The sequence below is a fragment of the Burkholderia sp. AU33423 genome (assembly GCF_002223135.1).
Taxonomy (GTDB): Bacteria; Pseudomonadota; Gammaproteobacteria; order Burkholderiales; family Burkholderiaceae; genus Burkholderia; species Burkholderia lata_D.
On sequence record NZ_NKFH01000007.1, the window covers coordinates 500283 to 524679 of the forward strand.

Sequence of the window (24397 nt, forward strand, 5' to 3'; positions counted from 1 at the left end):
GCGACGATAACCGTACCTGTGCCGCGGTTCGCAGGCATCCTTCGAACCACGGCATGACAACACCCATCACCATGAACGATCACGAGAACTTCCCCTTCTGGCTCGACCAGCCCTACAAGCTCTGCCGACGGGTCGTGCCGGGCGCGATGCAATCCGAGACGATTCCGGTCGAGGATGCGCTGACGCGCGTGACGGCGGCGGACGTTTTCGCCCCCGAGAATGTTCCGCCCGTTCCGCTTGCTGCGGTCGAAGGCTATGCGTTGCGTGCATCCGATACCGCGCATGCGACGCGTGGCGCACCGGTTGAGCTGGACTTCCAGTTCAGCCGGCGCGCGCTGGCGTCGCCGGCCGGCAGTCCGGCGGCTCGCGCAATCGGCGCGCAGTGTGCGGTCGATGTCCCACCCTGTTTCCCGCTGCCGGAAAATGCCGACACCGTCGTGCCGAAAAGCGACCTCGAGGTTTCGTACCGTGGCGCTCGATCGTTTCTGTTGCTGCACGCGCCGCTATCCGCCGGCCAGCATGTGATCGCACCGGGCAGCGAATTTCGGCAAGGCAGCCTGCTCCTGCTCAGGGGCAGCCGGATAACGGCCGAACGGCAGATCGCGCTGACGGCCGCAGGCGTACGCGACATCGAGGTGACGAAGCGGCCGCGCATCGGCGTGGTGATCGTCGGGTATGAGCAGTGCGTACCCCGCACCGCGCGCGAGCGCTGGCAGCGGCCCGACACGAGCGGACCGTACATCCGGGCGGTATTGCAGCGCTGGGGATACGAGGTGGGTTCGGTCGAGTACATCGAGCCGCCGGACATGGCACGGCCGCCGCTTGAGGTGCAGCAGAACGAATACGCGTTCAAGAAGAAACTGGCCGAGCTCGCGCAGCGTTACGACCTGATCGTCGGTGCCGGGCTGCCTGCCGTGCCGCCCTTTCGGAATCTGGGGCTGAATATGCCGTTGGTGTACGCCTACGACGAAACGACTGTCGACATCAAGCAAACGCCAGCCGATTGCTTCAACTTCGGACGCAGCGACGATCGCTCGCCGCCGAAGAAAACCATTCTGACGCTCACGCGCCCGGACGGTACGCAAGGCGGGATGACGGTCCTGACCAGCTACGATCAGGCCACGCTGATCAACCTGCCGGGCCACACGAGCGCAGTGGCGATGCTGATGCACGCGATCATGCCGCGCGTGCTCGATTTGCTCGAGCATGCTGCAGCGCCGGGGCCTCATTGGGAGTCCGGCATCGTCGACCACGGCGTCGAGCGCGATGCCGGACTGAACGCGATGCGATGGGGCAATCTGCATCGTGGCGTCGACGGAAACCTGGTCGTCCGCCTGTTGCCGTCCGAAAGCGACGGGCTGATCGGCGGCGTCGTTCGTGCCGATGTGCTCGTCGCGATCCCCGCTGCGGAAGGTCCCATGGCAGCAGGTTCGTCCGTGCTGTTCCTGCGTCTCGACCGCGACCTCGCCAATGAACCGCCGCGCTCCGTGGCGGAGACATCCGTCGACGCAGCGTCACCACCGTCGCCGGTGGTCGACGCCCGCGTGTCGACCCGCGATATCGGCGACGCACGCGGCATCGATCTTCGCGAAACATGGCAACGGCTCGAAGCAGCCTTCGCCGCCGATGCGTCACGTCTGCCGGGGGGGCTCAACGGGCCGGCGTCCGACGACGCGATCGCAGCCTTGCGGACTGCGCTGGGAACGCGGCTGCCTGACGCATTCGTCGACAGCCTGCGCATTCACGATGGCCAGGCCGATTCGGGGGATGAATTTTCCGGAAGTGATGCGCTGCTGAGCGCGCGCGAGATCCTTGCGCAATGGCGTATCTGGAAGGGTCTCGTCGACGGAGGCGATTTCGACGGTGTGGAATCGGAACCGGATCCAGGCATCGGGGACGACTGGTACAACCTGAAGTGGATTCCATTCACGCACGACGGCAGCGGCAATCACCTGTGTATCGACCTCGATCCCGCGGAAGGCGGTTGCTCCGGACAAGTGATTCGGGTCTGGCATGATGACGCGCGGCGCGAGCGCATTGCGGGGAGCTTCCCGGCGTGGCTTGCCGGCGTCGCCGACGAGGGGCACTCAAGCTGAGCAGTCGTTGAGCAAAAGGGTGGCGGGGTGTGGGCCGCTACGTTGATGCGCATGCTCCAAGGGCAATGCCGGTGGCCCTTGGGGAAGCGATTGTCTGCGCAGGGCAGACGGGCGTTTCGTGCGCTACCGGGTCAAGCAGTACAAGACGTCAGGGCAGCCCTCCTCATTCCTGCTTCCATCGCTGTATGCGATCGCAACGAACCCGTGCCGCTCATAAAACGCAGCGGCATCGCGATTCATCTGGAACGTGTAGAGCTGGAGCTTGCCAACCGTCTGCGACTTCACCGATTCCAGGAGGGAAGCACCGATCCCTTGTCGCTGGAATTCAGGGCACACATACAACTGGTCAAGCCACGCCACGCCGTCAGTGACAACGTGTGCGGCCATGCCGACTATGCGGCTGTCGCTCACGGCGACGGTAACGTTGCCCGACGGAACAAGCAGGTTGGCCACCCAATCGCGGACGGCGGCTTCTGAGTGCGCGAGTGGCGCATAGGATGCCAGCGTGTTGCGTGACCGTAGATAGACTTCGGCCACCTCCGCGGCATCCGCAGCAATCGCGCGACGCAGGATCAAGGGCATGTATCTCCCGCTCCGAAATCGTCAAAAGGTGCACAACGATAGCAGCACGGAATCGAACTTCCAAGATCGCGGAAGCATGCCGCTGAAACCGGCGAGACCGGAAGTTCAGTGCGACGTATCGAGTGTGCGGCGCAGCGAATCGGCAGCGAGATCCCGTCACCGATTCGCTGCTTCATTCCGGGATTCCCGGGCCTCGACATTCCCGTATCATCTGTCCGATTCGCCGGGATCTCACGACCGGGCGATTCCGCACAAACGAGAGGACGAGCGATGAAGGTCGAAGGGCGCGGCCACGGTAAAGCGATCGGGCAAAACGCGGCGGCGGCACCGAAGCGGGCCGGCATCGCACCCGTCACGAAGAGCACCGACCCGCGCGACTACCAGCACGCGCCCGGCATCGCCGCCGTCATGCCGAAAGCCTTCCCCGACGGCTTCGTCGTCGCAGAGCACCGTCACCCGCGTGCCCAACTCGTCTACACGACGACCGGCATCGCCGAAGTCATCGCCTGCCAGTCGCTCTGGATGATCCCGCCGCATCGCGCACTCTGGATTCCGCCCGACCTGCCGCACGCGATGCGCGCCCACGGGCAGCTCGAAATGCGTACCGCCTACGTCGACCCGCAAGCGTACCGATCGGCAACCCCGGATCAGCCGAGCCTGGTCAACGTGTCGCCGCTGCTGCGTGAATTGATCGTGCGTGCGTCGTCTTTCCCGGTCGACATCCCTCCCGACGGCCGCGATGATCTCGTCATCCAGCTCATGCTCGCCGAAATCGAGTGGTCACCCGAGCAACCGTTGCGGCTGCCGTCCGGCCAGGACCGGCGCCTTGCCCGCGTCTGCGACGCGATTCTGGCGAATCCGGCCGACCAGCGAACGCTGACGGAATGGGCCGATGAAGTCGGTGCGTCGAGCCGGACCCTGGCCCGACTGTTCACCGCCGAAACCGGCCTGTCGTTCAGCCAGTGGCGCCAGCAGGCCCGGATTTCGGCCGCGCGCCCGCTGCTGGCATCGGGCCGCTCCGTGATCGCCGTCGCGGCCGAACTCGGCTACGAAACCACGAGTGCCTTCTCGACCGTGTTTCGCCGGTTTGCCGGCATGACGCCCAGCGCTTACGCGAAACTGTCCGATTCCGCGTAGCAAACGTCTTTCCAGCAAACGCAGGGCGTGGCGCGCACGCTTATCGTGTCGGTCATCGAATCACTCACCGAACGAGGTAAGCCGACATGACGCGACACGACATCGAATTCCAGTCCGAAGGTGCCACGCTGCGAGGCTGGTACTACGAGCCGGCGCAGCGCATCGCCGATACCGCAACGTATCCGGCCATCGTGATGGCGCACGGCTTCTCCGGCGTAAAGGAACAATATCTGGACCGCTATGCCGAGGTGTTCGCTGCCGGCGGCTTTGGCGTGCTGCTCTACGATCACCGGAATTTCGGTGCGAGCGACGGGTACCCGCGGCAGGAGATCGACCCCGTGCAACAGAAGCGCGGCTATCGCGATGCGATCAGCTATCTGCTCACCCGCCCGGACGTCGACGCCGAACGCATCGGCATCTGGGGCACCAGTTACAGCGGCGGTCACGTGCTCGAAGTCGCGGCGATCGACCGGCGCGTCAAATGCGTGGTGTCGCAGGTGCCGACGATCAGCGGCTATCAATCGGCGTTGCGCCGTACGCGTTCCGATCTGGTGCCGGCGGCGCTGGCTCGCTTCGATGAAGATCGTAGGCAGCGATTCGCGGGCGGCGCGCCGGCGATGTTGCCGGCTGTCAGCGCCGATCCCGCGACCGCCTGTGCGATGGCCGGTGCGGATGCATACCGGTTCTTCACCGAGTCGGCAGCGCGGTTCGCCCCGAACTGGAAGAACGAAGTGACGCTGCGCAGCGCCGAGCTGTCGCGCGAGAACGAGCCGGGCCAGTATGTCGATCGCATCTCGCCCACCCCGTTGCTGATGATCGTGGCCGACCAGGATCTGCTGACGCCCACCGACCTTTGCCTCAACGCGTGGGGAAGTGCGCTGGAGCCGAAGCGGCTGCTCATGATCAAGGGTGGGCACTTCACGCCGTATATCGAGCACTTCGACGCAACCAGCCAGGCGGCAGTGGAATGGTTCACGCTGCATTTGCGCGGCACGCGTTGATCGGGCCCGTTGCGGCGTTGGTCGTCTCCGCGGCTTGTATGAAGACCGCCGCTGCCGGTTCTGACGGCGACTGCGTTTGCACGGACCTTATATCCCGCTCGTTGGCCCGACTGTGTCGGGCCTTTCTTGTTCGGTCGCGCAGGGGATGCCGGCGACGGCTGCGTGTGGCAACATCGCGGTGATTTCCACATTCCATCCGGGTGCCGGCAGACCCATCTATCCGAGGGGGAGTCATGTTTGACCATGTCAAATTCGGCGTGACCGACTTTGCAGCGAGCAAGGCGTTTTTCCTGAGCGCACTTGAACCGCTTTGCGTCGTGGAGCAGGGGGAGGGCGAGCCGTCGTACGGCATCGAGATTTCTCCGCCGGGCAAGCCTTCGTTGTGCCTGTTCCAGACGTCGGAGAAACCGGCGCATCTTCACATCACGTTCGTGGCCGACAACCGGCAACAAGTCGATGCGTTCTATCGCGCGGCGCTGGCGGCAGGCGGGAAGGACCATGGCGCGCCGGGGCTGCGGCCGCACTATCACGCGAATTACTACGCGGCGTTCGTCATCGGGCCGGATGGGCACAATATCGAGGTGGTGTGTCATCAGGCGGACGGGAGCGCTTCGGGCGACTGATCGCTGTCATTCAAACCAAGACATGAGCGAACGCACGCGACACGCACGCAACCGGGCATTCCGCGATGAGTGAAATCACCATTGATTGGCCTTTCTATCTCGTCGTGCTTGGAACTGGCATGGAATACTGGCCCGTGACGCTTTGTGTCGGCGCGGTTGGAGTGTATTTCGGGGCGACTCGCCTGCGTGGCCCATGGCGAACTGCCTGCCTCGTCATTGCGCTCTTGTTCATCGTTGATGCTGGCGCCGGAATTTACTTGTCCGTGGGTTAGCGTTCAGGCAAATCACGCAGTACCTGGAATCGAGTTGGCATCTGGCTGACTCGACACCCATCTCGAATCGGAATACTTGCCCTTGCGAAAATATCTGCTGCTTGTGGTTCTCGTGATGTATGCGTTCGATGCATCCGCACAGTTTCCCTTTTCTCAACCGCCATTCTTTGGCCAGCCCAAACCGCGCTTTGGTCTGGGCATGATTTTCAGTTTTCCGGCTCCGTCCCCTGACGAGTCGCGTGAGGAAGCCTCCGAGCTTTGCGTGCAGGCTGCCGTATCCGCCTTGATGCGCTTCGACGATTTTCTCGTCGCAAGCACGTCGTCGATTCTGCCGGGTTCGCCGATCGCTTCGCAGCAATTGGCGAGAGTCTTTCCCGCATTTCCTGGTGTGAAACACTCGCCGACTACTTACTACCTTGACCGTAACCGGTGCGTGCGAGGATACGAAGCTTTGAAAGAGGTGGCGGTCGACATGCCCACGTTCGACCATCTATATGCGGGATTGATGCAGTGTGAGCAAATCTACGGCCGCGAACAGATCGCCAATCATGCGCTCTGCGTTGCTGCGATTGCAGGGTCCAAATAGTCGTTGCATCAACAGAACCAGAACAAGCATGCGAGCCGAACTGCGCGACCCCGTCGACCACGACAAGCTTCAATTGCTGCTGCCGTTGACGAGTGCGGTGTTCCTGCTGCACGAGAACGGACACGACTACGTCGCGAAGGTGCAGCAGATTTCCCGATTGCTTGGCAACGCCATCGATCAAATCGACGTGCTCGGCGCGTTTGGTTCGACGAGTGCCGACGAATTTGCGAAGCGGCTGGCAATCGACTGGCATGCCGTACCGACCGATCTGTCGGAGCCGGAGCTTCTGGAGTTGCTTGATGCAGTCTGCGCGTGTCGCGGAGACGAGACGCTGATCGACTACTGGGTTCGATGTCTGTCGGTCAACACCGGCGATGACCGCATTTCGGACCTCATCTTCTGGCCGGAAGCCTATTTCGGCGCAGCGTACGACGGACGAGAGCTTGCGCCGGCCGAGATGCTGGAGGTCGTGCTTCGCAAGCGGCGTATGGAATGAAACCGGTGATGATTCTTGGCAATAACCGGCCAGATCATCGACAATCTGCGTCATTCAAAAAAATGAGAGAGGGTGGGGGCATGCGCTGGATCGACAAGACGCTCACTGTGATCTTGGGCTTTTCTGTCATGGGCGTCGTGGAAGTGCAAGCCGCATCCACCGAACTTGCATTCCCGCGTTTCACTCAGGCGCAGGGCCGGGCGGACAACGACGGCCTCCCGTTGTCCGGCGTGAAACTCTGCGTACTCCCCGACCATGCGCCGTGCTTCGAGATGCCGCCCGCGCCGCTTCCCGATGGCTCGACGCAGGTGCAGTACCAGTTCGGGCTGGATCCTCGATCCGAACGGTTGCCGATTGCGTCGGGCGGCTCCTGGGTGTTCTTCTCGGGGATGTTCTCCGGCGGTGGCAGCGGCATGCTGGAGCGCGTGGCGGTCTTGCGTTACGGCGCGAACGGCAAGATCGAGAACGTGATGCCGAAAGTCACCCAGACCGAGCAGGCCGACCGCGCGATGTGGAAGGTGCCGGAAGTGTCGCCCTATCCGGTGTTCGTTCGCGCGGACTATGTGTGGGGCAAGGGCGAGAGCCATTTCGAAGCGCACCTGTTCGACGTCGATGCATGGGTGTTCGATCCCGCCATCAGCCAGTACAGGAAGCGGTTTTCCTACCAGACCACCAGGCGCTATGACCGCGGCGAGGGCGCGGACCACGTGCTGACCGCCGAGCGTGCGGAAATTCTGCGGCGCCTCGCCGCCAGCAAGTAGCCGCCTACCGCTGCGCGTCCCCGTAAGTCTCCCGGCACACCCCGCGCAGCGCCTCGACGAGCAGATCCCGCGCCGGCGAGCGCGAATCGGCGGCGCGGGTAAACAGCGCGATGGGCGGAAGCGTCCACACCAGCGTGTACGGCACGATCGCCACGCCGGCGATCCGCACCAGTTCTTCCGCGATATCGGCGGGCACGATCGAGACGGCCTCGTCGCTCGACGCGATCATTTCGCCGATCAGCTTGGATGAATAACTCTCGACGATCGGAACGGGCGGCGCGATGCCGGCCGACAGGAACAGGTCGGTGACCTGTTCCCGCATCGGCGTATGCGGCGCGCCGAGAATCCAGTCGAGCGCGTGCAGCTTGTGCCAGTCGAGCGCGGTGCGGGCCAGTTTCGCGGCAAGGCGCCGGCTCGCGATCATGCGCGGCTGCTGCTGGTACAGCACTTCGAAGGAAACCTGGCCCAGGTCGATCGCCGACGAGGCCCGCCCGATCACGATGTCGACGCCGTGGTCCCTGAGTTGCAGCAGCAGCTGATCGCTGGTGCCCTCGTGAATCGTCACGGTCAGGCGCCGCTCCATGCGCGCCTGTAGCCGCTTGAGCGCCGCCGACAGCATCTGTCCGGAAATGAACGGAATCACGCCGATGTGCAGGTGGGCCGCGTGCCCGGCGGCGACGGCCTCCATTTCGCGGGCGAGGTGGTCGAGATCCTTGATCATCGCCTTCGCCCGTTCGAGCACGACCGCGCCGAGCGCGGTGGGCCGCATGCCGCGCGACGAGCGCTCGAACAGCGGCGTGCCGAACATGCTCTCCAGCTCGGACAGCGCATTCGTCACGGCGGGCTGGCTGCTGGCCATGTGCTCCGCGACGCGCGTCAGCGACCCGTGCTGCTGGATCTGCAGCAACAGCACCAGGTGCCGCATCTTCAAGCGGGCGCCCAGCCGCCTGACCACGTCGTTTGCGTCAAAAGTCATTGACTGGTCACGTATGCATCATGAAAAAGTGATGGACCGATATTAAAACAGAATCAACACCTTATGACAGACCCCTAGAATCCCCTTCATGGATCGCGCCGGGACTGGCCTGGCGCCCGTGCCCGGATCGAAAAACATGAAACAGACTGAGACACAGCAACAGGCAGCGTTCGACTATCACGAATTTCCGACCCCGGGGAAGATCTCGGTCGTCGCCAGCAAGCCGCTGGTGACGCAGCGCGATCTCGCGCTGGCGTACACGCCGGGCGTGGCGGGCGTGTGCGAGGCCATCGCCGCCGATCCGCTGCAGGCGCACCGTTTCACGAGCCGCGGCAACCTGGTGGGCGTGATCACGAACGGCACGGCCGTGCTCGGCCTGGGCAACATCGGCCCGCTCGCGTCGAAGCCGGTCATGGAAGGCAAGGCGGTGCTGTTCAAGAAGTTCGCGGGGATCGACGTCTTCGACATCGAGATCAACGAAACCGATCCGGACAAGCTGGTCGACATCATCGCCGGTCTCGAGCCGACCTTCGGCGGCATCAACCTCGAGGACATCAAGGCGCCCGAGTGCTTCACGGTCGAGCAGAAGCTGCGCGATCGCATGAAAATTCCCGTCTTCCACGACGATCAGCACGGTACCGCCATCACCGTCTCGGCCGCGTTCATCAACGGGCTGAAGGTCGTCGGGAAGTCGATTTCGGAAGTGAAGGTCGTGACGTCGGGGGCCGGCGCGGCCGCGCTGGCCTGCCTGGACCTGCTGGTCGACCTCGGGTTGCCGGTTGAAAACGTTTGGGTGACCGACATCGAGGGCGTCGTCTATCGCGGCCGCACCACGCTGATGGACCCGGCGAAGTCGCGCTTCGCGCAGGAAACCGAGGCGCGCAAGCTGGCCGACGTGATCGGCGGCGCGGACGTGTTCCTGGGCCTGTCGGTCGGCGGCATCCTGACCGCCGACATGCTGAAGGCGATGGCGCCGCGCCCGCTGATTCTCGCGCTGGCCAATCCCACCCCGGAAATTTTCCCGGAACTGGCGCACGCGACGCGCGACGACGTTGTCATCGCGACGGGCCGCTCGGATTACCCGAACCAGGTCAACAACGTCCTCTGCTTTCCGTACATCTTCCGCGGCGCGCTCGACGTCGGTGCGACGACGATCACCCGTGAAATGGAGATCGCCGCGGTTCACGCGATCGCGGGGCTGGCCGAGGAGGAGCAGAACGAAGTCGTCGCGGCGGCCTACGGTGCGTACGACGTGGCGTTCGGCGCGCAATACCTGATTCCGAAGCCGTTCGACCCGCGCCTGATCGTCCGCATCGCGCCGGCCGTGGCCAAGGCGGCGATGGAAGGCGGCGTGGCGAAGCGCCCGCTGACCGATCTCGACGCGTACGTCGAGCAACTGCAGCAATTCGTCTACCATTCCGGCGCGTTCATGAAGCCGCTGTTCGCGACGGCGCGCCGGCTGGTGCGCGACGGCGGCAAGGCGCGGATCGTCTTTACCGAAGGCGAGGACGAGCGCGTGCTCCGCGCGGTGCAGGTGATCGTCGACGAGAAGCTGGCGCGGCCGATCCTGGTCGGACGCCCCGAGGTGCTGCTGGCGCGCATCGAGCGCTTCGGCTTGCGGATCCGGCTCGGGCAGGATGTCGAAGTGACCAATCCGGAATATGACGAGCGCTTCCCGCAGTACTGGACGAAGTACTGGGAACTGCGGTGCCGCGACGGCATCTCGAAGGAAATGGCGCGCGTGGAAATGCGCCGCCGCCTGACGCTGATCGGCGCGATGATGGTGCAGCTCGGCGATGCGGACGGGATGATCTGCGGGACGGTGGGCGAGTATCACAACCACTTGCGGTTCGTCGACGAGGTGATCGGGAAGAAGCCGGGTGCGTCGACCTATGCGGCGATGAACATCCTGTTGCTCGACCAGCGGACGGTCGCGCTGGTGGATACGCACGTCAACGACAATCCCGACGCGGAGCAGATCGCGGAATTCACGATTGCCGCGGCGCGTCAGATGGAATGGCTGAACCTGACGCCGAAAGCGGCGTTGCTGTCGCGGTCGAACTTCGGGTCGGGGAGCGCGGCGTCGGGCGTGAAGATGCGCCGGGCGCTGGAGATCGTCCGCGAGCAGGCGCCGGATATCGAGGCGGACGGCGAGATGCATGGTGACTGCGCGCTCGACGAGGGCTTGCGGTCGAAGCTGCTGCCGATGTCGCCGCTGAAGGGCGCTGCCAACCTGCTGGTTTGCCCGAACGTGGATGCGGGGAATATCGCGTACAACCTGCTCAAGACCGAGGCGGGCAGCAACGTGGCGGTGGGGCCGTTCCTGCTGGGCGTCAACGCGCCGGTGAACATCCTGACGTCGAGCGCGACGGTGCGCCGGATCGTGAACATGGCGGCGTTGACGGTGATCGAGGCGAATCGCGGCGCGTCTGCCTGAGCAGGCAATGAAGGCGGGGCGTGGCGGCTCCGCAAGGCGCCGCGTAGCGGAATCCGGGTGGTAGCCGGTTCCGCTAACCGGTCGCCTGGGGAGCGGGTGTCGTGGGTGGTTCGTGTCGTCGCGCCGCGTGTGTCAGTGGCGGGTCGGCTGAGGCCTGCTTCGGACGTCGGCAATCGTTTGCATGCAGCCACCCGGACCTCGGCTTTACCCTTATACGCACCCGCCGCCTTCTCCTTCCGCACCGGCTTCCCGCGCCGATGCTGCAGTGCATTTAATAAGTATCACGTAACAACTTCCTCGGCGCGACATCCTGCCGCATCCTCTTTCGATACCGATCCTAACGATCTTTCTGGGGCTCGCCACCCTCGATATCTTCCGATAATTACCTTTTATTTTCGTCTAAAATCGCGCTTCTTCTTACTTTATGACGGGAAGTGTTTTGATTAAACTGACGAAAAATCTCTCGCGCACGGCCATCGCCGCCTGCGTCGCTTATGCCGGGCTCCTGCCTTTATCCCGGCCCGCTGAAGCCCAGGTCGAACCTCTGAAGAATCCCGTCTACGGCGTGACCCTCGACGACCTGACCAAGCTGGACGCCATCGTCGCGTCGCTGCAGAACCTGCCGTACAAGCCCACCGTGCGTGTCGTGTTCGATCCGGGTACGTCGGCCGCCGACTACTACGCACCGCTGCTGCGCCTGCACGCCGTCGCATACGTGATGGGCGAAGTCTACGATTCTTACTATTTCCCTACGGATCTCGCCACGTACAAGGCCAGAACGCAGGAACTGGTGTCGCAGTTGAAGAACACGGTCGACGTCTGGGAGATCGCGAACGAAATCAACGGCGAATGGCTGCGTACCGACCCGAGCGGCACCAACACGGTGGTCAACTCGGAGGAGCAGCAGATCGGTCAGATGGTTGCCGCGGCGAACCAGATCGTCAAATCGAACGGCGGCAAGACGGCCATCACGCTGTACTACAACGACGACAGCAAGGGCAACAACTGCTGGGAGAAGCCGCAGGATTACTGGAAGACGTGGCCGACCGCGTTCCTGTCCTCGACGGTCCGCCAGCAAGCCGACTACGCACTGTTCAGCTACTACCCGTACCAGGATTGCCCGGGGTTGAATCCGACGTGGAAGAACGATTTCGCGGCGCTGGAAAGCATCTTCCCGAACGCGAAGGTCGGCTTCGGCGAAATCGGTACCTCGGATACGGCCGCGCCGGCGTCGGTGCAGCAGAACCTGATCAAGACGTACTACCCGATGGTCAACACCATGAACGATCCGCGTTTCATCGGTGGATTCTTCTGGTGGAACTACGCCGAGCAAATGGTGCCGTATTCGACGAGCTCGTATTTCCAGCTGTTGCGTCAAACGATCATCACGCTCAAGGCGCCCAACTAAGCGAAATGCGCCATCCATGAGCAAGCGTCAGCGTCGCTGTCAGAACCACAATGTCGCGCGTACCACGAGACCACGTGCGCGTGCCGCTGACGTCACCCCGAACCGGTATTGCACCGTGACATCCAGATAGCTTGCCGGCGCGCTATAGCGGCCTTCGCGAAACCAGTATCGAAGCTGGATGCCCGGCCCGGCACCGATTGCCGTCTTGTCCGGCTGCCGATTGTCGTGATCGCCGGCCACCGCGGCGTGCGGGTAGATGGTCAGCCGGTCGCTGATCATCGGCAAACGCCAGGTGTGCCCGTAACGCAACTCCGAATAAATGATGTATCGCCCCGCGCTGATGAAGTAAGCGCCTTCGACGTATGCCTGCCAGCTGCGCCAGCTCGGCTCGGTGACCCTCAGGTCGGTCCCGCCTTCCGACGAATAGCCCAGGCGCATCAGCCAGTCCGTCATCGACTGGCTGCCGACGTGAAACAGCCGCTCGGCGGTCAGCACGACGTTCTGGTCGGGCAGCGGCTTGTAGCGCGCGCCCACCGAACCCTGCACGGTCGGCAGTCCGGTCGTGTTGCCCGATCCGTCGTAGGCCGTGCCGTATCCGCGCACGAAGAACTGGAAGATGCGGCCGTTCTGATAGCCGATCTTCGGCGGCTGCCAATACGCTTCCACACCCGGCTGCAGCACGCTGATGGTGCCTTGCGGACCGAACGCGGCCGACTGGTACGGCACACTCAGCACGAAACCCCAGCTGCGCTGAAGCTGCTCTACCTCCCGCCGATAGCCGAACTTGCGTTGCGCATCGAAGGCGTGTTCGTTTTCATCGGCGTCGAGGCTGTGCTCGAACAGATCGATGGACTCCTGGTTCAGCCCGATTCGCTTGGCGGCGTAGCCCGCGTCCGCGTAGTTCATCGCATTGCCGGCACCGCCGGAAAATCCCGCCTGAAATGCGTCGAGCGCCTCGCGATCCTTGTGCTCGCGCAGGAGGTCATAGGCGTCCTGCAACTTCTGTTGCGCGGTATTGTCGACCGGCGCGTCGGCGGCCTGATCGTCCTGCCGCGCCTGCGCCGCGATCGATGCGGCCATGTTGCGCTCGCCGTCGGTCGTCGCGTCGCCGGCCGCCAGGTCGGCCATGCGGATGGCGGTGTCGCGGTCGCCTGCCTGCAGGCTCATCTGCGCGATGCGCACCTGGATCACGGCCGATTTCTCATCGGCCAGCGGCGCCAGCGCGATGCCGGCTTCATGCGGAAGCTTCGCCGCGAGCGCGCTGTCCGACCAGGCGAGACGCAGGTTGCGCTGCTGTTCCTTGCTCCATTTCCCGGTCGCGACGGCGGCCGCAAAATCACGGCAGGCAACGTCGTAGCGCATCTGGCGCTGCGCCAGGTAGCCATGCTGCGCGCGTACCGCCGCACTCTTCGGAAAACGAACGATCAGCGATTCCACCATCGAGTCCGCTTCGTCGACTTTCCCTTCCCGTCTGTATACGTCGACGAGCAGCAGCCCGAGCTGTTCGCTTCCGGGCTGAAGTTTGATGGCGCGCGATGCATACCCTTCCGCGAGGGGCAGGTCGCCGGCATTGATTGCCTTGTAGGCGCTGTCGGCGAGCTTGTAGGCCTTGGGCGTCAGTGGCTGCGCGGCGGATGCCGGCCCCTGCCAGGCCAGCGACACGGCGATCGCCAGTGCGCTCAACCGTGCGCAGCGCTTGAGGCGGGCCGCGATCCGGAGTTTCGAATGCTTCATGCGTGTTCTCCCGACGGTCTTTGCGCGGGAGCACCTTGCTGCGCGGCCGGGTCGCCGTCGCGCATGCGCGTGAGTTCGACGAAGCGCGAGTGGCGGGCGAGCTCGGCGGTAATCTCCAAATCGCTGGCAATGAAATAGGCCACCTTCGCCCGGGCGCCGCGCCGCACGACATCCTGTTCGTCCGGCGTCAGCGGCCGCCCGACCGCGATGTTCAACGTGCCGTCGTCCGCTGTTGAAAACGGGACGGCCCGATACGCGTACTGCAGCTCGAATGCGAGCGAATCCGCGAAGTGGCCCACCGCGACGTTGCCCAGGCTCACCCGGGGCAGCTCGGATTGCTCGGCGATCGCATCCGCAAGCGATTCGGCCGAGATCTCGCTACCTTCGATCAACAATTCGCCCAGCCGCTTGCCGCAGGTCAGTTGCTTCTCGAGGCTCGCCTGCAATTGCTCCAGCGTGACCACGCCCCAACCGACGAGGATCTCGCCGATCTTGAGGCGCGCCTTCCCGAGCTCCATGTTCGACAGGTAGGTATGACTGGTCTTGTCCCACGCGATGGGCTTGCCGCTCACGAGATGGCCGAGATAGATGCGCCACGCACGGCAGACCGCGTAGAAGTTGATCAGGTTGTTGACGAACATCCGCGGAATCGACAGCAGCCCCTGGAGCGGGCCGTTCAGCTTGCTGACGAAGTGATAGCGCTGCCCGGCACGCGCAAACAGCATGGCGGCATTCACCCACAGCAGCGGCGTGACCCACGAGCTTCCCATGCTGGCCGATGCGCCGGCAGGGAGGACAACGCCGGCGCGCTGGAGCGCCGCAAGCAGCAGGAAGTTGAGCAGCACGGCATAGGCAATCACCGAAAACAACGATGTCACGATGCCCTTGCGATCGTGGAAGAACATATAGCGGGTGAGCAGGTTGCCTTTCCAGCCGAGCTGCTCCCAGCCCTGAAAGGCGATGCCGAGAATCCAGCGCGCGCGCTGACGGTACGCGGTGCGAAATGTCTTCGGAAAATACTCGCGCGTGGCCAGCAGGTTTCGGTTGACGACGTTGCCGGTTGCACGCTGGCCGCCGGTGTCGCGTGCGATATCCGAAAGCGGGAAACGGGCAAAAGTTTCCTTCATGCCGAGGTCCCGCAGCCGAAAGCTGAAGTCGTAGTCTTCGGTCAGCGAACGGGTGTTGAACGGGCAACCGTTGCGTTCCTTCATCGCCGCTTCGATCGAGCGCCTGCTGTAGCAGGACGCCACGCCCGCGCCCGGGACGATGCCGGTCAGCCGGGCGCGCACCGGTACGTCCTTCTGGTGCGTTTCGCTGAAGTCGTCGAGGTAGCAGCCGGCGACGAACTCGTTCCATTTCCGCGGCAAGGACAGCACGGGAAGCTGGACCAGGTCGCTATCCGCCACCGCGTGGTTGAGGTACTTGAGTTCGACCGGATGAATGACGTCCTCGCAGTCGTGCATGACGACACCCGCGAACTGAATGTGATGGACCGCTTCGTAGCGCAGGATGGCTTCGACGATCCAGTTCAGGCAGTCCGCCTTGCAGGTCGGCCCGTCGTTCATGACGGTCGCGCGTGTGACCCGGCCCGGATACCGGCGGACCATCCGTTCGACCTCGGCCGTGGTTTCGGCATCATTGTGATAGGTGCCGACGAATATCACGTATCGCTCGTACTCGAGCGTCGCCAACGTGTTTTCGATCATCTTGGCGATCACGTCATATTCTTTCCACGCCGGCACCATCAGCGCCAGATGCCGCTCTTCCAGCGCGCGCAGCATGCCGATATCGATCGTTTGCGATTTTTCGCGGCGCAGGATACGCCCGATTTCAAAGGACCAATAGCAGGCATCCAGCGTGAGGTCATCCAGTGTGCTGACCAGGATGACGATTGCGGTAACAATGGTGACGATGTCAAGCGCATATAAGTACGCACTCCAAACCATGTTGTCCATCATCTTTTCCGCGCTGTTGTCTTGTATTTGATTATTTCCGCTCGTGCCGACGCAAGACGAAACGTTCACTCGTCCTCGTCGCCCCCGTCACGTCCACTGCGTGGTGTGGGCCACGCGAATGCCTGCCGCTCGAAAAAGCGCCGCGCAGGGCGCGAGCTTCCTCGATGCAGCCGCGTCACATCGCCAACGATGCAACGTGTTCAGTGGATGACTTTTCGACAGCCCATTTCCGCCTGCCTGCCTCCGTCACTGCATCCTTCAACGCTTGCAGCCGCTTTCCGCCCGGCGCACGCGCATGGCTCCCCGCGCATCGACTTCGCAACACAGTGCTCATGTAGCAAGTCGTGCGCCATCGCCGCGCGACCCTTGACGTTGCGGGCGTCGCGGACCGCAGCACAGGATCTACCCGCCGAATCCGAGCCAAATGTTTCAGTGCTGAAACACGAGGCGGATCGACCCGATGACACATCGTTCTCGGACCCTCGGCACGTGCCCGGCTGCCGCCCGCTGCACATCGTTACGCGATGCCGGCGGTGACCGGCGGGATGAATTGGCGTTGAACCGAATATCGGGCGCGTCGGTCGCTGTTGCGCGTGCGAGCGTGCCGTCCGCGACGATCGTCGCATCGCGACTTGCGAAGCGTGGGGCACAACAGGTTTCACCCGGGGTGCATGAACGGGTTTCGCGTGTTTGTCCGATTAAATTCGTGACACCGCCGCGTTGCACGCCTGAAACGTTTTATCGACGCAATTTTTAAGGGCCTCGATGCGCTAATTTCCGCGCCTTGGCGCTATGCCCATTTGCGACGGATGGTACGGTTCTAGCTTGAATATCAAACCGTCTCCTACCGGATTTATTTGTCTGGTTTCATTTGCGCATCAAAATATTCACGACATGGCGCCCCGATTCCGGATGGTGATTCGACGTAATCGTTTCGCTAACGAGATGAATTTATTTTGCATATCAAAGGATGAAAATCATGCCTTCGCATCGCAATCAATCTTTTGGAAACGGGTTGAGCGCCGCCGGATCAATCGCCGCATTGATCACGACACTCGTCTTCGCCGTCGGCGTTCAGGATGTGGGTGCGCAGCAGACGAGTAACTCCTCTGCCCAGAAGATCAAGCCGCCTCCGCTGCCGAACGGTTCGGCGCAGGTCAACGTGAAAGCCGGCATGTCCGACGAGGATTGGGAAAAGGCGTACAAGGAAACGGGCCGCCCGAAGTTCAGCAAGAATTCCGTCAAGAAACTCAATGGCAATGTGGAACGTGAATAGGGAGAAACGGTCATGAAAAGGATCTTGCTCGTCATCGCCCTGCTTGCGGGACTCGCGCAAATGACATTGCCGGGCACCGCATACGCGCAGGCCACCACTGCCCATACGCTCATCCTGTACGACAATCCGGCCAACGATCCGTTTTCGAAGCTGGGCCTGATGTACAGCATCATGCTGAGGAACCTGCTGGGTCACTTCAATACGACGGTCGATCTGGTTCCGATCCAGAACTACACGGCCGGCATGGTCGGGAATCACGATGCCACGTTCTATATCGGCGATTACTACAACAACCCGATTCCGACCGCGTTCATGAGCGACGTGATGACCACCAAGAAGACGGTGGTCTGGTTCAAGTACAACCTGTGGCAACTGGCCTGGAACACGGCCTTCACGTTCAACCAGACCTTCGGGTTCAGCTTCGTGGGCCTTGCCGGGATGAACGCGACGCCTTCGTCGAGCAATCCGAATCCCGGCTTCTACGACACGGTCACGTACAAGAACCTGCCGATGGTCAAGTATTACGCCTACAACGCGTCGACCGGCGTCATCAGTGCGGATCCGGATATCGGACTGACCCAGGTCGTCGATGCCACCAAGGCGCAGGCGCTCGTCACCATCAAGAACAGCAAGAGCGGCGCAACGGCGCCGTACGTCATGCGCTCGGGCAACTTCTGGTACTTCGCCGACATGCCGTTTTCCTACATCGGACCGACGGACCGCTACCTGGTGATCTGCGACATCCTGCACGACATCCTGCAGACCAATGCACCGGTGAATCATCGTGCGCTCGTCCGCCTGGAGGACCTCGACGCGCATACGACCACGAGTTCGATGCAGCTGCTGACGAACTACATGTACTCGAAGAAGATCCCGTTCACGATGGCAACCATCCCGTTGTATACGGATCCGAACGGCTACTACAACGGCGGCGTGCCGGAGACGATCCATCTGGCGCAGGCGACGGGCCTCAAGCGAGCGCTGAATTACGCGCTCTTGCGCGGCGGATCGATCGTGATGCACGGCTATACGCACCAGTACGATTCGACGCCGAACCTGCTGACTGCAGTCAGCGGCAGCGACTACGAGTTCTGGTACGCCGTGCAGAACCGGCCGGTTGATGAGGACTCCGTCCAATGGGCGGAAGGCAGAATGGCCGACGGCCTGCTCGAGTTCACGCTCAACGGTTACAAGGTCGTAGGCTGGGCTGCACCGCAGTACCAGATGTCGCCGGCTGCTTCGTCGGCCACGGCGCTCACGTTCCCGACCACGTTCCAGCGGGCCGTGTATTACACGTCGACCAATCCCCGCATCGGCACGGGTGCGGCCAACCAGGACTTTTCGGCCGGGCAGTTTTTCCCGTACATCATCAACTCCGATTACTACGGGCAGCGGATCATTCCGGAAAACCTGGGCAGCGTGCAGTACAACATCTGCAATATTGACCCGTTCTCGTGCATCACTTACACGTGGCAGCAAATCGTGACCAATGCCCAGTATGGCCTGGCGGTGCGGGACGGTTTCGCGTCGTTCTTCTTCCATCCGTACTGGCTCGAACCGGATCTCGGATTGCCGGCGTATCAGGACTTCCAGAGCATGATTACCGGCATTACGAATCTCGGCTACACGTGGGTGGACGGCGCGACGGCCAAGTGACGCCGACGTAGCGACAACCCCGTGCGACCCGCATTGACAACGCGGGTCGCACGTTTGCATTTGATCGGCTACGATGACGCGCAGGCATGCTTCCAGGGAGCCAGCGATGACCACGTATGCGATCCCGGCCTGGCGCAGGATTCGACGGCGCATGGGCCGGCTTCGGCTCGCAGGGCCGCCAGGCCCGCTTACCGACGCGCCGCGTTCGCCTCGCGCGGCGACGCTCGCGGCGATCGGCGCATCGCTCGTCGTGGCCGCCTGCAGCTGGACCGCGCACGACGTGCACGCGGACGGCATCGTCTGGCAGGTGGACAACACGACGACGAATCCCGTCGGCAACTGGCAGATACTCGGCATACACGATCTGCTGATTCAATGGACCGTCGTCGACGATACCGCGTTCATCGCCAACACCCGCTTCCAGCCTGCTGCGCACCTGCCCGACTGGGAACGTATCGGTCGTGAGCCATGGGCCCGAAACGTGATCCTGGGCCTCGCCGGCTACCAGGACGAAAAACGTGCGCGCACGCATCTGTCGACGCTCGCCGACCAGTCGCTGGAAGTGGCGCGCGCAACGGTCCCGCTGCATGTGACCGGCTACTACTTCCCGGTCGAAATCGATCCGACCTGGCAGGACGCGCCCAAGCTCGCCGCAGTCCTGCAACGGCTGCCGCGCCCGCTCTGGGTGAGCGTGTACGACCAGACCAACATCGGCGGAAAAGCGCTCGCGGACTGGCTCGCAGCGTGGCTGCCCGCGGACGTCGGCGTGTTCTTCCAGGATGGGTGCGGCGTCTATGCCCGCGAGCCGTACGTCGCGCGCAGCTACCTCGACGAACTCGTTTCAAAACTGGGCAAGCAACGCGTGCGGGTGATCGCCGAGGCGTTCCGGCCTGCCGAGCGGGGCGGGTTTCGCGCCGCCAGCGCCGACGAGCTGAGCACGCAACTGGTGGTGTATCGCGGCTATTCGGTCTATCTGTTCGACGGTCCGCACTACGTGTCGGACGACCTCACGCGCGCGCTCTCGACGTGGAAGCCCAAGCCGCCGCCGCCCGCGCCTGCGGGGCCGGCGCACTGATTCGGCCGGATCCCGGCTGAGCGGGGCGAGCAGGGTGAGCGCGTGGCGAAACGAAACAATCGGGCGGATTGGCTTTCCGCTGGCAACACGTGCGCGGAACCCAGTGTCGAAACGCTGGCGCACAGCGCGTTTCGCTGCTTCCGCTCACGCCCCATGTGATGACCAAACCGCAAGACCTAGTGCATAGATATCGTTTGCCGCGGCCTTAATGACTATCGACAATCGTGGCTCGATTTCACCGCCGTGGCGCCAGAAGCGCCGCGGTGGCCGGTATCGGGCGGCTATCCCGGCCGTCCGCGCCATCCAGCTCACGACGACATGTACGCGTTCACTCCCTCATTCCAGAATCCCGCCGGCTCGCCGATCCGCGAACTGTTCAAGTACCTGTCCGAACCGGGCATGATTTCCTTCGCGGGCGGTTATCCGGCCAGCGACCTGTTCGACGTCGACGGCCTGAACGCAGCCGCCGAGCGCGCGTACGCGCAGCCCGTGCGCTGCCTGCAATACGGTCCGACCGACGGCCTCGCCGAACTGAAGCAGCAACTGATCGCGCTGATGGGGCGTCGCGGCGTGGCGTGCACACCGGCCGAACTGCTCGTCACGACCGGTTCGCAGCAGGGCCTCGACCTGCTGCTGCGCGTGATGGTGTCGCCCGGCGACGTCGTGCTGACCGAGCAGCCGGCTTACCCGGCGACGCTGCAGGCGATGCGCTTGCAGCAGGCGCGCATCGTGACGATTCCGGTCGACGGCGCGGGCCTCGACGTCGATCGTCTCGGCGAACAGCTGGCGTCCGGCGCGATCGCGCAGCCGAAGCTGCTCTACACGGTCCCGACCTTCGCGAACCCGACGGGCGCGACGCTCACGCGCGAGCGCCGGCTGAAGCTGCTGCGTCTCGCGGTGCAATACCGTTTCCTGATCATCGAGGACGATCCGTACGGCGACCTGCGTTTCGCGGGCGAAGCCGTACCGTCGATGCTGGCGCTCGCCGATGAAGTGGACGGCGCGCGCGACTGGATCGTGCATTTCGCGAGCCTGTCGAAGATCGTCGCGCCGGGGCTGCGGGTGGGCTGGACGATCGCGCCGGCCGAGATCGCGCGGCGCTGCGTGATCGCGAAGCAGACGGTCGATCTGTGCAGCACGCCGTGGACCCAGGCGGCGGCCGCCGAGTATCTGGCCGACGGTGCGCTCGAACGCCATCTGCCGCGCATCACGGCCGCGTACCAGCGCAAATGCGACGCGATGTGCGACGCGTTGCGCGACGGCCTGGGCGATGCGATCGAATTCCATCGTCCCGAAGGCGGGATGTTCGTGTGGGCGCGGATCGGTGCGGTGTCGTCGGACGTGCTGCTGCAACAGGCGATCGCGAACAAGATCGTGTTCGTGCCGGGCAAGGCGTTCTTCGCGGACAACGTCGACGCGGCCTCGCTGCGCCTGTCGTTCGCCGCGCCGGACGTCGACGCGATCCGGGAAGGCGTTGCGCGCCTCGTGCGCGCGTATGGTGCGGCGCTGGCCGCATGAGGAGACACCGACATGACTATCACCGTCAACGACACCGTATCGATGGGCGCAGCGCCGGGCGCGGGCGATAACCGGCCGGTTGCGCACCGGTCGTCGCAGATCAGCGCCGGGCCGCAGTATGTGGCCGACGTGCTCGGCCGCTTCGGCGCGGAGCCGGCGGCCGACCTCGGCGACGCGGCACCGGTCGTACGCGGCTACAACTGAGCCGCCCGGCGACGGCCGGCGCGTCGCGCGCGTGCCGTCGCCGGGGCAAACGGTTAAGCTGGCGCGATCGCAACCCGCACGATCGCCGCTTCGTCATGCCCGACTCCCCTTCCGAATCGCTCGCGCGAACCTACGAGCGCCTGTGGTCCTGCCTCGAATCCGGCGTGAGTGCGCAGCGCTCGCCGTTCACGATGCTGCAGGCCGCGACGCTCGGTGTCGACGGCGCGCCGAAGGTGCGCACGATCGTGTTGCGTCAGGTGAGCCGCGCCGATCGCGTGCTGTCGTTTCATACCGATGCGCGTTCGGAGAAGGTCGCGGAGCTGCGCCGCGATCCGCGCATCGCGCTCGTCGCCAACGATCTCGATGCGCTCGTGCAGATTCGCTTGGAAGGTGTGGCATCGATCTGCGACGACGAAGCGCAACGGCGCGCGGTCTGGCAAGCGAGCCGTCCGCATACGTTGCTGCTGTATCGCGCACCGTTGCCGCCGGGTACGCCGGTCGCGTCGCCGGAAGCCGCTCATGTCGACAGCGCCGCATCAACCGGCGACGGCTACGACAACTTCTGCCTGCTCCACGTGACCGTGACGCGCATCGACTGGCTCGAACTCGCGCGCCCCGGCCATCGCCGCGCGGTATTCGACCTGCACGAAGGCGGCTACGAAGGCCGCTGGGTCGCGCCCTGACGCTGCCGAAGCCCGCTCAAGGGCGCCCGTCCGACACGGCCTGCGTGGCCATCCACTCGCGCATCACGACGATCGCATCGTCGTCGCGCCGCTCGGCCGGATACACGAGATAGAACCCCACCGACAGCGGAAACGCGAAGTCGAACGGCTTGCACAGCCTGCCCGCGGCAATGTCGCGCTCGACCAGCGGATCGGTGGCGAGCGCGATGCCCTGGCCGGCGACGGCCGCATCGATCGCGAGCGACGTCTGGTTGAAGCGCAGCCCCTTGTGCGGATCGATGTCGACGGGCTCGGGCATCGCGGCGAGGAACTCGGGCCACAGGTCGTGCGCGTCGTGCAGCAGCACGTGGCCCGCGAGCGCGCGCGGCGACGCGGGCGCGGCCAGCAGCGCGGGGCTACACACCGCACACACGTCGAGCGGGAACAGCGCATGCGTGGCGAGATGCTTGCCGAACGGCGGCTTGCCATAGCGGATCGCGAGATCGACGCCGTCGTGGCGGAACGTCGCGATCTGCGGGTCGGCGATCACGCGCACGTCGTAGTCGGGATGCGCTTCGGTGAACTGCGCAAGCCGCGGGATCAGCCATTTCGACGCGAACGACGGCGTCGTGCTGATCGTCAGCGCCGCGCGCCGCTTCACGAGCTTGTCGGTCGCGTCGGCGATCGCATGCAGCGCGCGCTGCACGTCGGAGAAATACGCGGCGCCGTCGTGCGTCAGCGCGAGGCCGCGTGGCAGGCGCTCGAACAGCTTCAGGCCGAGCACGTCCTCGAGGTGGCGCACCTGCTGCGCAACGGCGCCCTGCGTGACGCCGATCTCGTCGGCGGCGGCGCGGAAATTGAGGTGCCGCGCGGACACTTCGAACGCACGAAGCGCATTCAGCGGCGGCAGTCGGGAGGGGCGAGGCGGCATCGTCAGGCTGTAGAAAAACTATCGGCTGGAGGCAGAAATACTGGTTCGACAGTCGGGATGGATGCGCCTACATTACCACCATGGCGCGCCGAACGGCGGCTGCGCGGCGGCAGGATTCGAACGAGGAGCACATCGTGACTGTAGAAAAAGTAGCGTTGATCATGGCGGCAGGCAAGGGCATGGGCGCGGCGATCGCGCGCGAACTGGCGGCGACGGGCTATCGCGTCGCGCTGATGTCGCCGTCGGGCAGCGCGGTGGCGCTCGGCGAGGAACTGGGCGGGTTCGGCATCCAGGGTTCGGTGACGGAAGAAGCCGACATCGACCGGCTCGTGCAGGAAACGGTGGCGCGCTACGGTCGCATCGATGCGGTCGTGAACAACACCGGGCACCCGCCGAAGGGCGAGCTGCTGGCGATCACCGACGACAACTGGCACGCGGGGCTCGACCTGATCCTGCTGAACGTGGTGCGCGTGATGCGCCGTGTGACGCCGATCTTCCAGAAGCAGGGCGGCGGCGCGGTGGTCAACATCTCCAGCTTCGCGGCGGATGCGCCCGAGCAGCCGATGCCCGTTTCGTCGGCGTTGCGCGCGGCGCTGAGTGCGTGGACGCGGCTTTACGCGGAACGCTATGCGGCCGAGAACATCCGGATGAACGCGGTGCTGCCGGGCTTCATCGACAGCTGGCCGGAAACGCCGGAGATCGTCGCGCGCATTCCGGCCGGCCGCTTCGGCAAGACCGGCGAGATCGCGAAGACGGTCGCGTTCCTGCTGTCGGACGGCGCGGGCTACATCACCGGGCAGAACATTCGCGTCGACGGCGCGATCGTCAAGGCGCTCTGAGCGTCGCGCCGGCGGGCGGCCGCAGAAGCCGGGCCGCTCGCCGCGCAGCCGCTACAAACGCGTACAAATCAGACAAATACGGGATACATCAGACCTTTCAAATGGGCGACGCCGCGTGACGCGGGCGCGCCGGATTGAAAGCCCGGGCGCATTGCCCGCGCGCGGCATGTTC

21 protein-coding genes are annotated in these 24397 nt (G+C 64.0%); 16 read left to right on the top strand and 5 right to left on the bottom strand.

The features are described from left to right. Window positions 1-53 precede the first annotated feature (53 nt). The gene (locus CFB50_RS20765) at window positions 54-2096 is read left to right on the top strand and encodes an SMI1/KNR4 family protein (RefSeq protein WP_231937887.1); all 2043 of its coding nucleotides are present in this window, start codon (window positions 54-56) and stop codon (window positions 2094-2096) included. 123 nt (window positions 2097-2219) lie between these two features. Here CFB50_RS20765 and CFB50_RS20770 read toward each other — a convergent pair whose 3' ends face one another. Beyond that, the gene (locus tag CFB50_RS20770) at window positions 2220-2678 is read right to left on the bottom strand and encodes a GNAT family N-acetyltransferase (RefSeq protein ID WP_069250754.1); all 459 of its coding nucleotides are present in this window, start codon (window positions 2676-2678) and stop codon (window positions 2220-2222) included. A gap of 270 nt (window positions 2679-2948) precedes the next feature. Here CFB50_RS20770 and CFB50_RS20775 point away from each other — a divergent pair, with 270 nt between their 5' ends. From CFB50_RS20775 to CFB50_RS20805, 6 genes are all read left to right on the top strand, one after another. Continuing rightward, window positions 2949-3815: an AraC family transcriptional regulator gene (locus CFB50_RS20775; protein ID WP_083266046.1), complete on the top strand. Its 867-nt coding sequence runs from the start codon at window positions 2949-2951 to the stop codon at window positions 3813-3815. A gap of 86 nt (window positions 3816-3901) precedes the next feature. Next, a complete protein-coding gene (locus CFB50_RS20780; RefSeq protein ID WP_069250755.1) occupies window positions 3902-4816 on the top strand; it encodes an alpha/beta hydrolase in 915 nt (304 codons plus the stop codon). Window positions 4817-5049: 233 nt separating this feature from the next. After that, window positions 5050-5439, top strand: coding sequence for a VOC family protein (locus CFB50_RS20785; protein WP_089447063.1), 390 nt, complete (start codon window positions 5050-5052; stop codon window positions 5437-5439). A 354-nt stretch (window positions 5440-5793) separates the two neighbouring features. Beyond that, a complete protein-coding gene (locus tag CFB50_RS20795; protein ID WP_144020678.1) occupies window positions 5794-6297 on the top strand; it encodes a hypothetical protein in 504 nt (167 codons plus the stop codon). A 28-nt stretch (window positions 6298-6325) separates the two neighbouring features. Then, on the top strand, window positions 6326-6793 hold the full coding sequence (locus tag CFB50_RS20800; RefSeq protein WP_089447066.1) for a hypothetical protein: 468 nt from the start codon (window positions 6326-6328) through the stop codon (window positions 6791-6793). Between the two features lie 80 nt (window positions 6794-6873). Further along, the gene (locus CFB50_RS20805) at window positions 6874-7554 is read left to right on the top strand and encodes a hypothetical protein (protein WP_089447067.1); all 681 of its coding nucleotides are present in this window, start codon (window positions 6874-6876) and stop codon (window positions 7552-7554) included. Between the two features lie 4 nt (window positions 7555-7558). Here the strand turns inward: CFB50_RS20805 and CFB50_RS20810 are convergent, their stop codons facing one another. Next, window positions 7559-8530, bottom strand: coding sequence for a LysR substrate-binding domain-containing protein (locus CFB50_RS20810; protein WP_089447068.1), 972 nt, complete (start codon window positions 8528-8530; stop codon window positions 7559-7561). A 136-nt stretch (window positions 8531-8666) separates the two neighbouring features. Here CFB50_RS20810 and CFB50_RS20815 point away from each other — a divergent pair, with 136 nt between their 5' ends. Together CFB50_RS20815 and CFB50_RS20820 are read left to right on the top strand one after the other, a co-directional pair. Next, entirely contained in the window at window positions 8667-10967 is a 2301-nt protein-coding gene (locus CFB50_RS20815) for an NADP-dependent malic enzyme (protein ID WP_089447069.1), read from the top strand. Between the two features lie 424 nt (window positions 10968-11391). Beyond that, complete coding sequence (locus CFB50_RS20820; RefSeq protein WP_069250762.1) at window positions 11392-12375, top strand: hypothetical protein; 984 nt, start codon at window positions 11392-11394, stop codon at window positions 12373-12375. A gap of 39 nt (window positions 12376-12414) precedes the next feature. On the opposite strand, the gene CFB50_RS20825 is transcribed toward CFB50_RS20820, so the two are convergent. Both CFB50_RS20825 and CFB50_RS20830 read right to left on the bottom strand, forming a co-directional pair. Continuing rightward, window positions 12415-14109: a bacteriophage N4 adsorption protein A gene (locus tag CFB50_RS20825; protein ID WP_089447070.1), complete on the bottom strand. Its 1695-nt coding sequence runs from the start codon at window positions 14107-14109 to the stop codon at window positions 12415-12417. Further along, the gene (locus tag CFB50_RS20830; RefSeq protein WP_256979179.1) at window positions 14106-16064 is read right to left on the bottom strand and encodes a glycosyl transferase family protein; all 1959 of its coding nucleotides are present in this window, start codon (window positions 16062-16064) and stop codon (window positions 14106-14108) included. The genes CFB50_RS20825 and CFB50_RS20830 overlap by 4 nt, the downstream gene beginning before the upstream one ends. 979 nt (window positions 16065-17043) lie before the next feature. Between CFB50_RS20830 and CFB50_RS20835 the strand changes: the two genes are divergently transcribed. The 6 genes from CFB50_RS20835 (at window position 17044) to CFB50_RS20860 (ending at window position 22476) form a co-directional block, all read left to right on the top strand. Next, entirely contained in the window at window positions 17044-17340 is a 297-nt protein-coding gene (locus tag CFB50_RS20835) for a hypothetical protein (protein ID WP_069252847.1), read from the top strand. A 12-nt stretch (window positions 17341-17352) separates the two neighbouring features. Then, the gene (locus CFB50_RS20840; protein ID WP_089447072.1) at window positions 17353-18996 is read left to right on the top strand and encodes a DUF2334 domain-containing protein; all 1644 of its coding nucleotides are present in this window, start codon (window positions 17353-17355) and stop codon (window positions 18994-18996) included. A 106-nt stretch (window positions 18997-19102) separates the two neighbouring features. Then, window positions 19103-20071 carry a hypothetical protein gene (locus tag CFB50_RS20845; protein ID WP_089447073.1) on the top strand — a complete coding sequence of 323 codons (969 nt, stop codon included), beginning with the start codon at window positions 19103-19105 and terminating at the stop codon, window positions 20069-20071. Window positions 20072-20389: 318 nt separating this feature from the next. Further along, window positions 20390-21589 (top strand): aminotransferase-like domain-containing protein, encoded by a 1200-nt coding sequence (locus CFB50_RS20850; protein WP_089447074.1) that lies wholly within the window; start codon window positions 20390-20392, stop codon window positions 21587-21589. 12 nt (window positions 21590-21601) lie between these two features. Next, on the top strand, window positions 21602-21793 hold the full coding sequence (locus CFB50_RS20855) for a hypothetical protein (RefSeq protein WP_089447075.1): 192 nt from the start codon (window positions 21602-21604) through the stop codon (window positions 21791-21793). Window positions 21794-21888: 95 nt separating this feature from the next. Further along, a complete protein-coding gene (locus tag CFB50_RS20860; protein WP_089447076.1) occupies window positions 21889-22476 on the top strand; it encodes a pyridoxamine 5'-phosphate oxidase family protein in 588 nt (195 codons plus the stop codon). A 16-nt stretch (window positions 22477-22492) separates the two neighbouring features. Here the strand turns inward: CFB50_RS20860 and gcvA are convergent, their stop codons facing one another. Continuing rightward, the gene (gene gcvA, locus CFB50_RS20865) at window positions 22493-23386 is read right to left on the bottom strand and encodes a transcriptional regulator GcvA (RefSeq protein ID WP_089447077.1); all 894 of its coding nucleotides are present in this window, start codon (window positions 23384-23386) and stop codon (window positions 22493-22495) included. A 134-nt stretch (window positions 23387-23520) separates the two neighbouring features. On the opposite strand from gcvA, the gene CFB50_RS20870 reads away from it, so the two are divergent. Next, window positions 23521-24225 carry an SDR family oxidoreductase gene (locus CFB50_RS20870; protein ID WP_089448381.1) on the top strand — a complete coding sequence of 235 codons (705 nt, stop codon included), beginning with the start codon at window positions 23521-23523 and terminating at the stop codon, window positions 24223-24225. The last annotated feature ends 172 nt before the right edge of the window (window positions 24226-24397 follow it).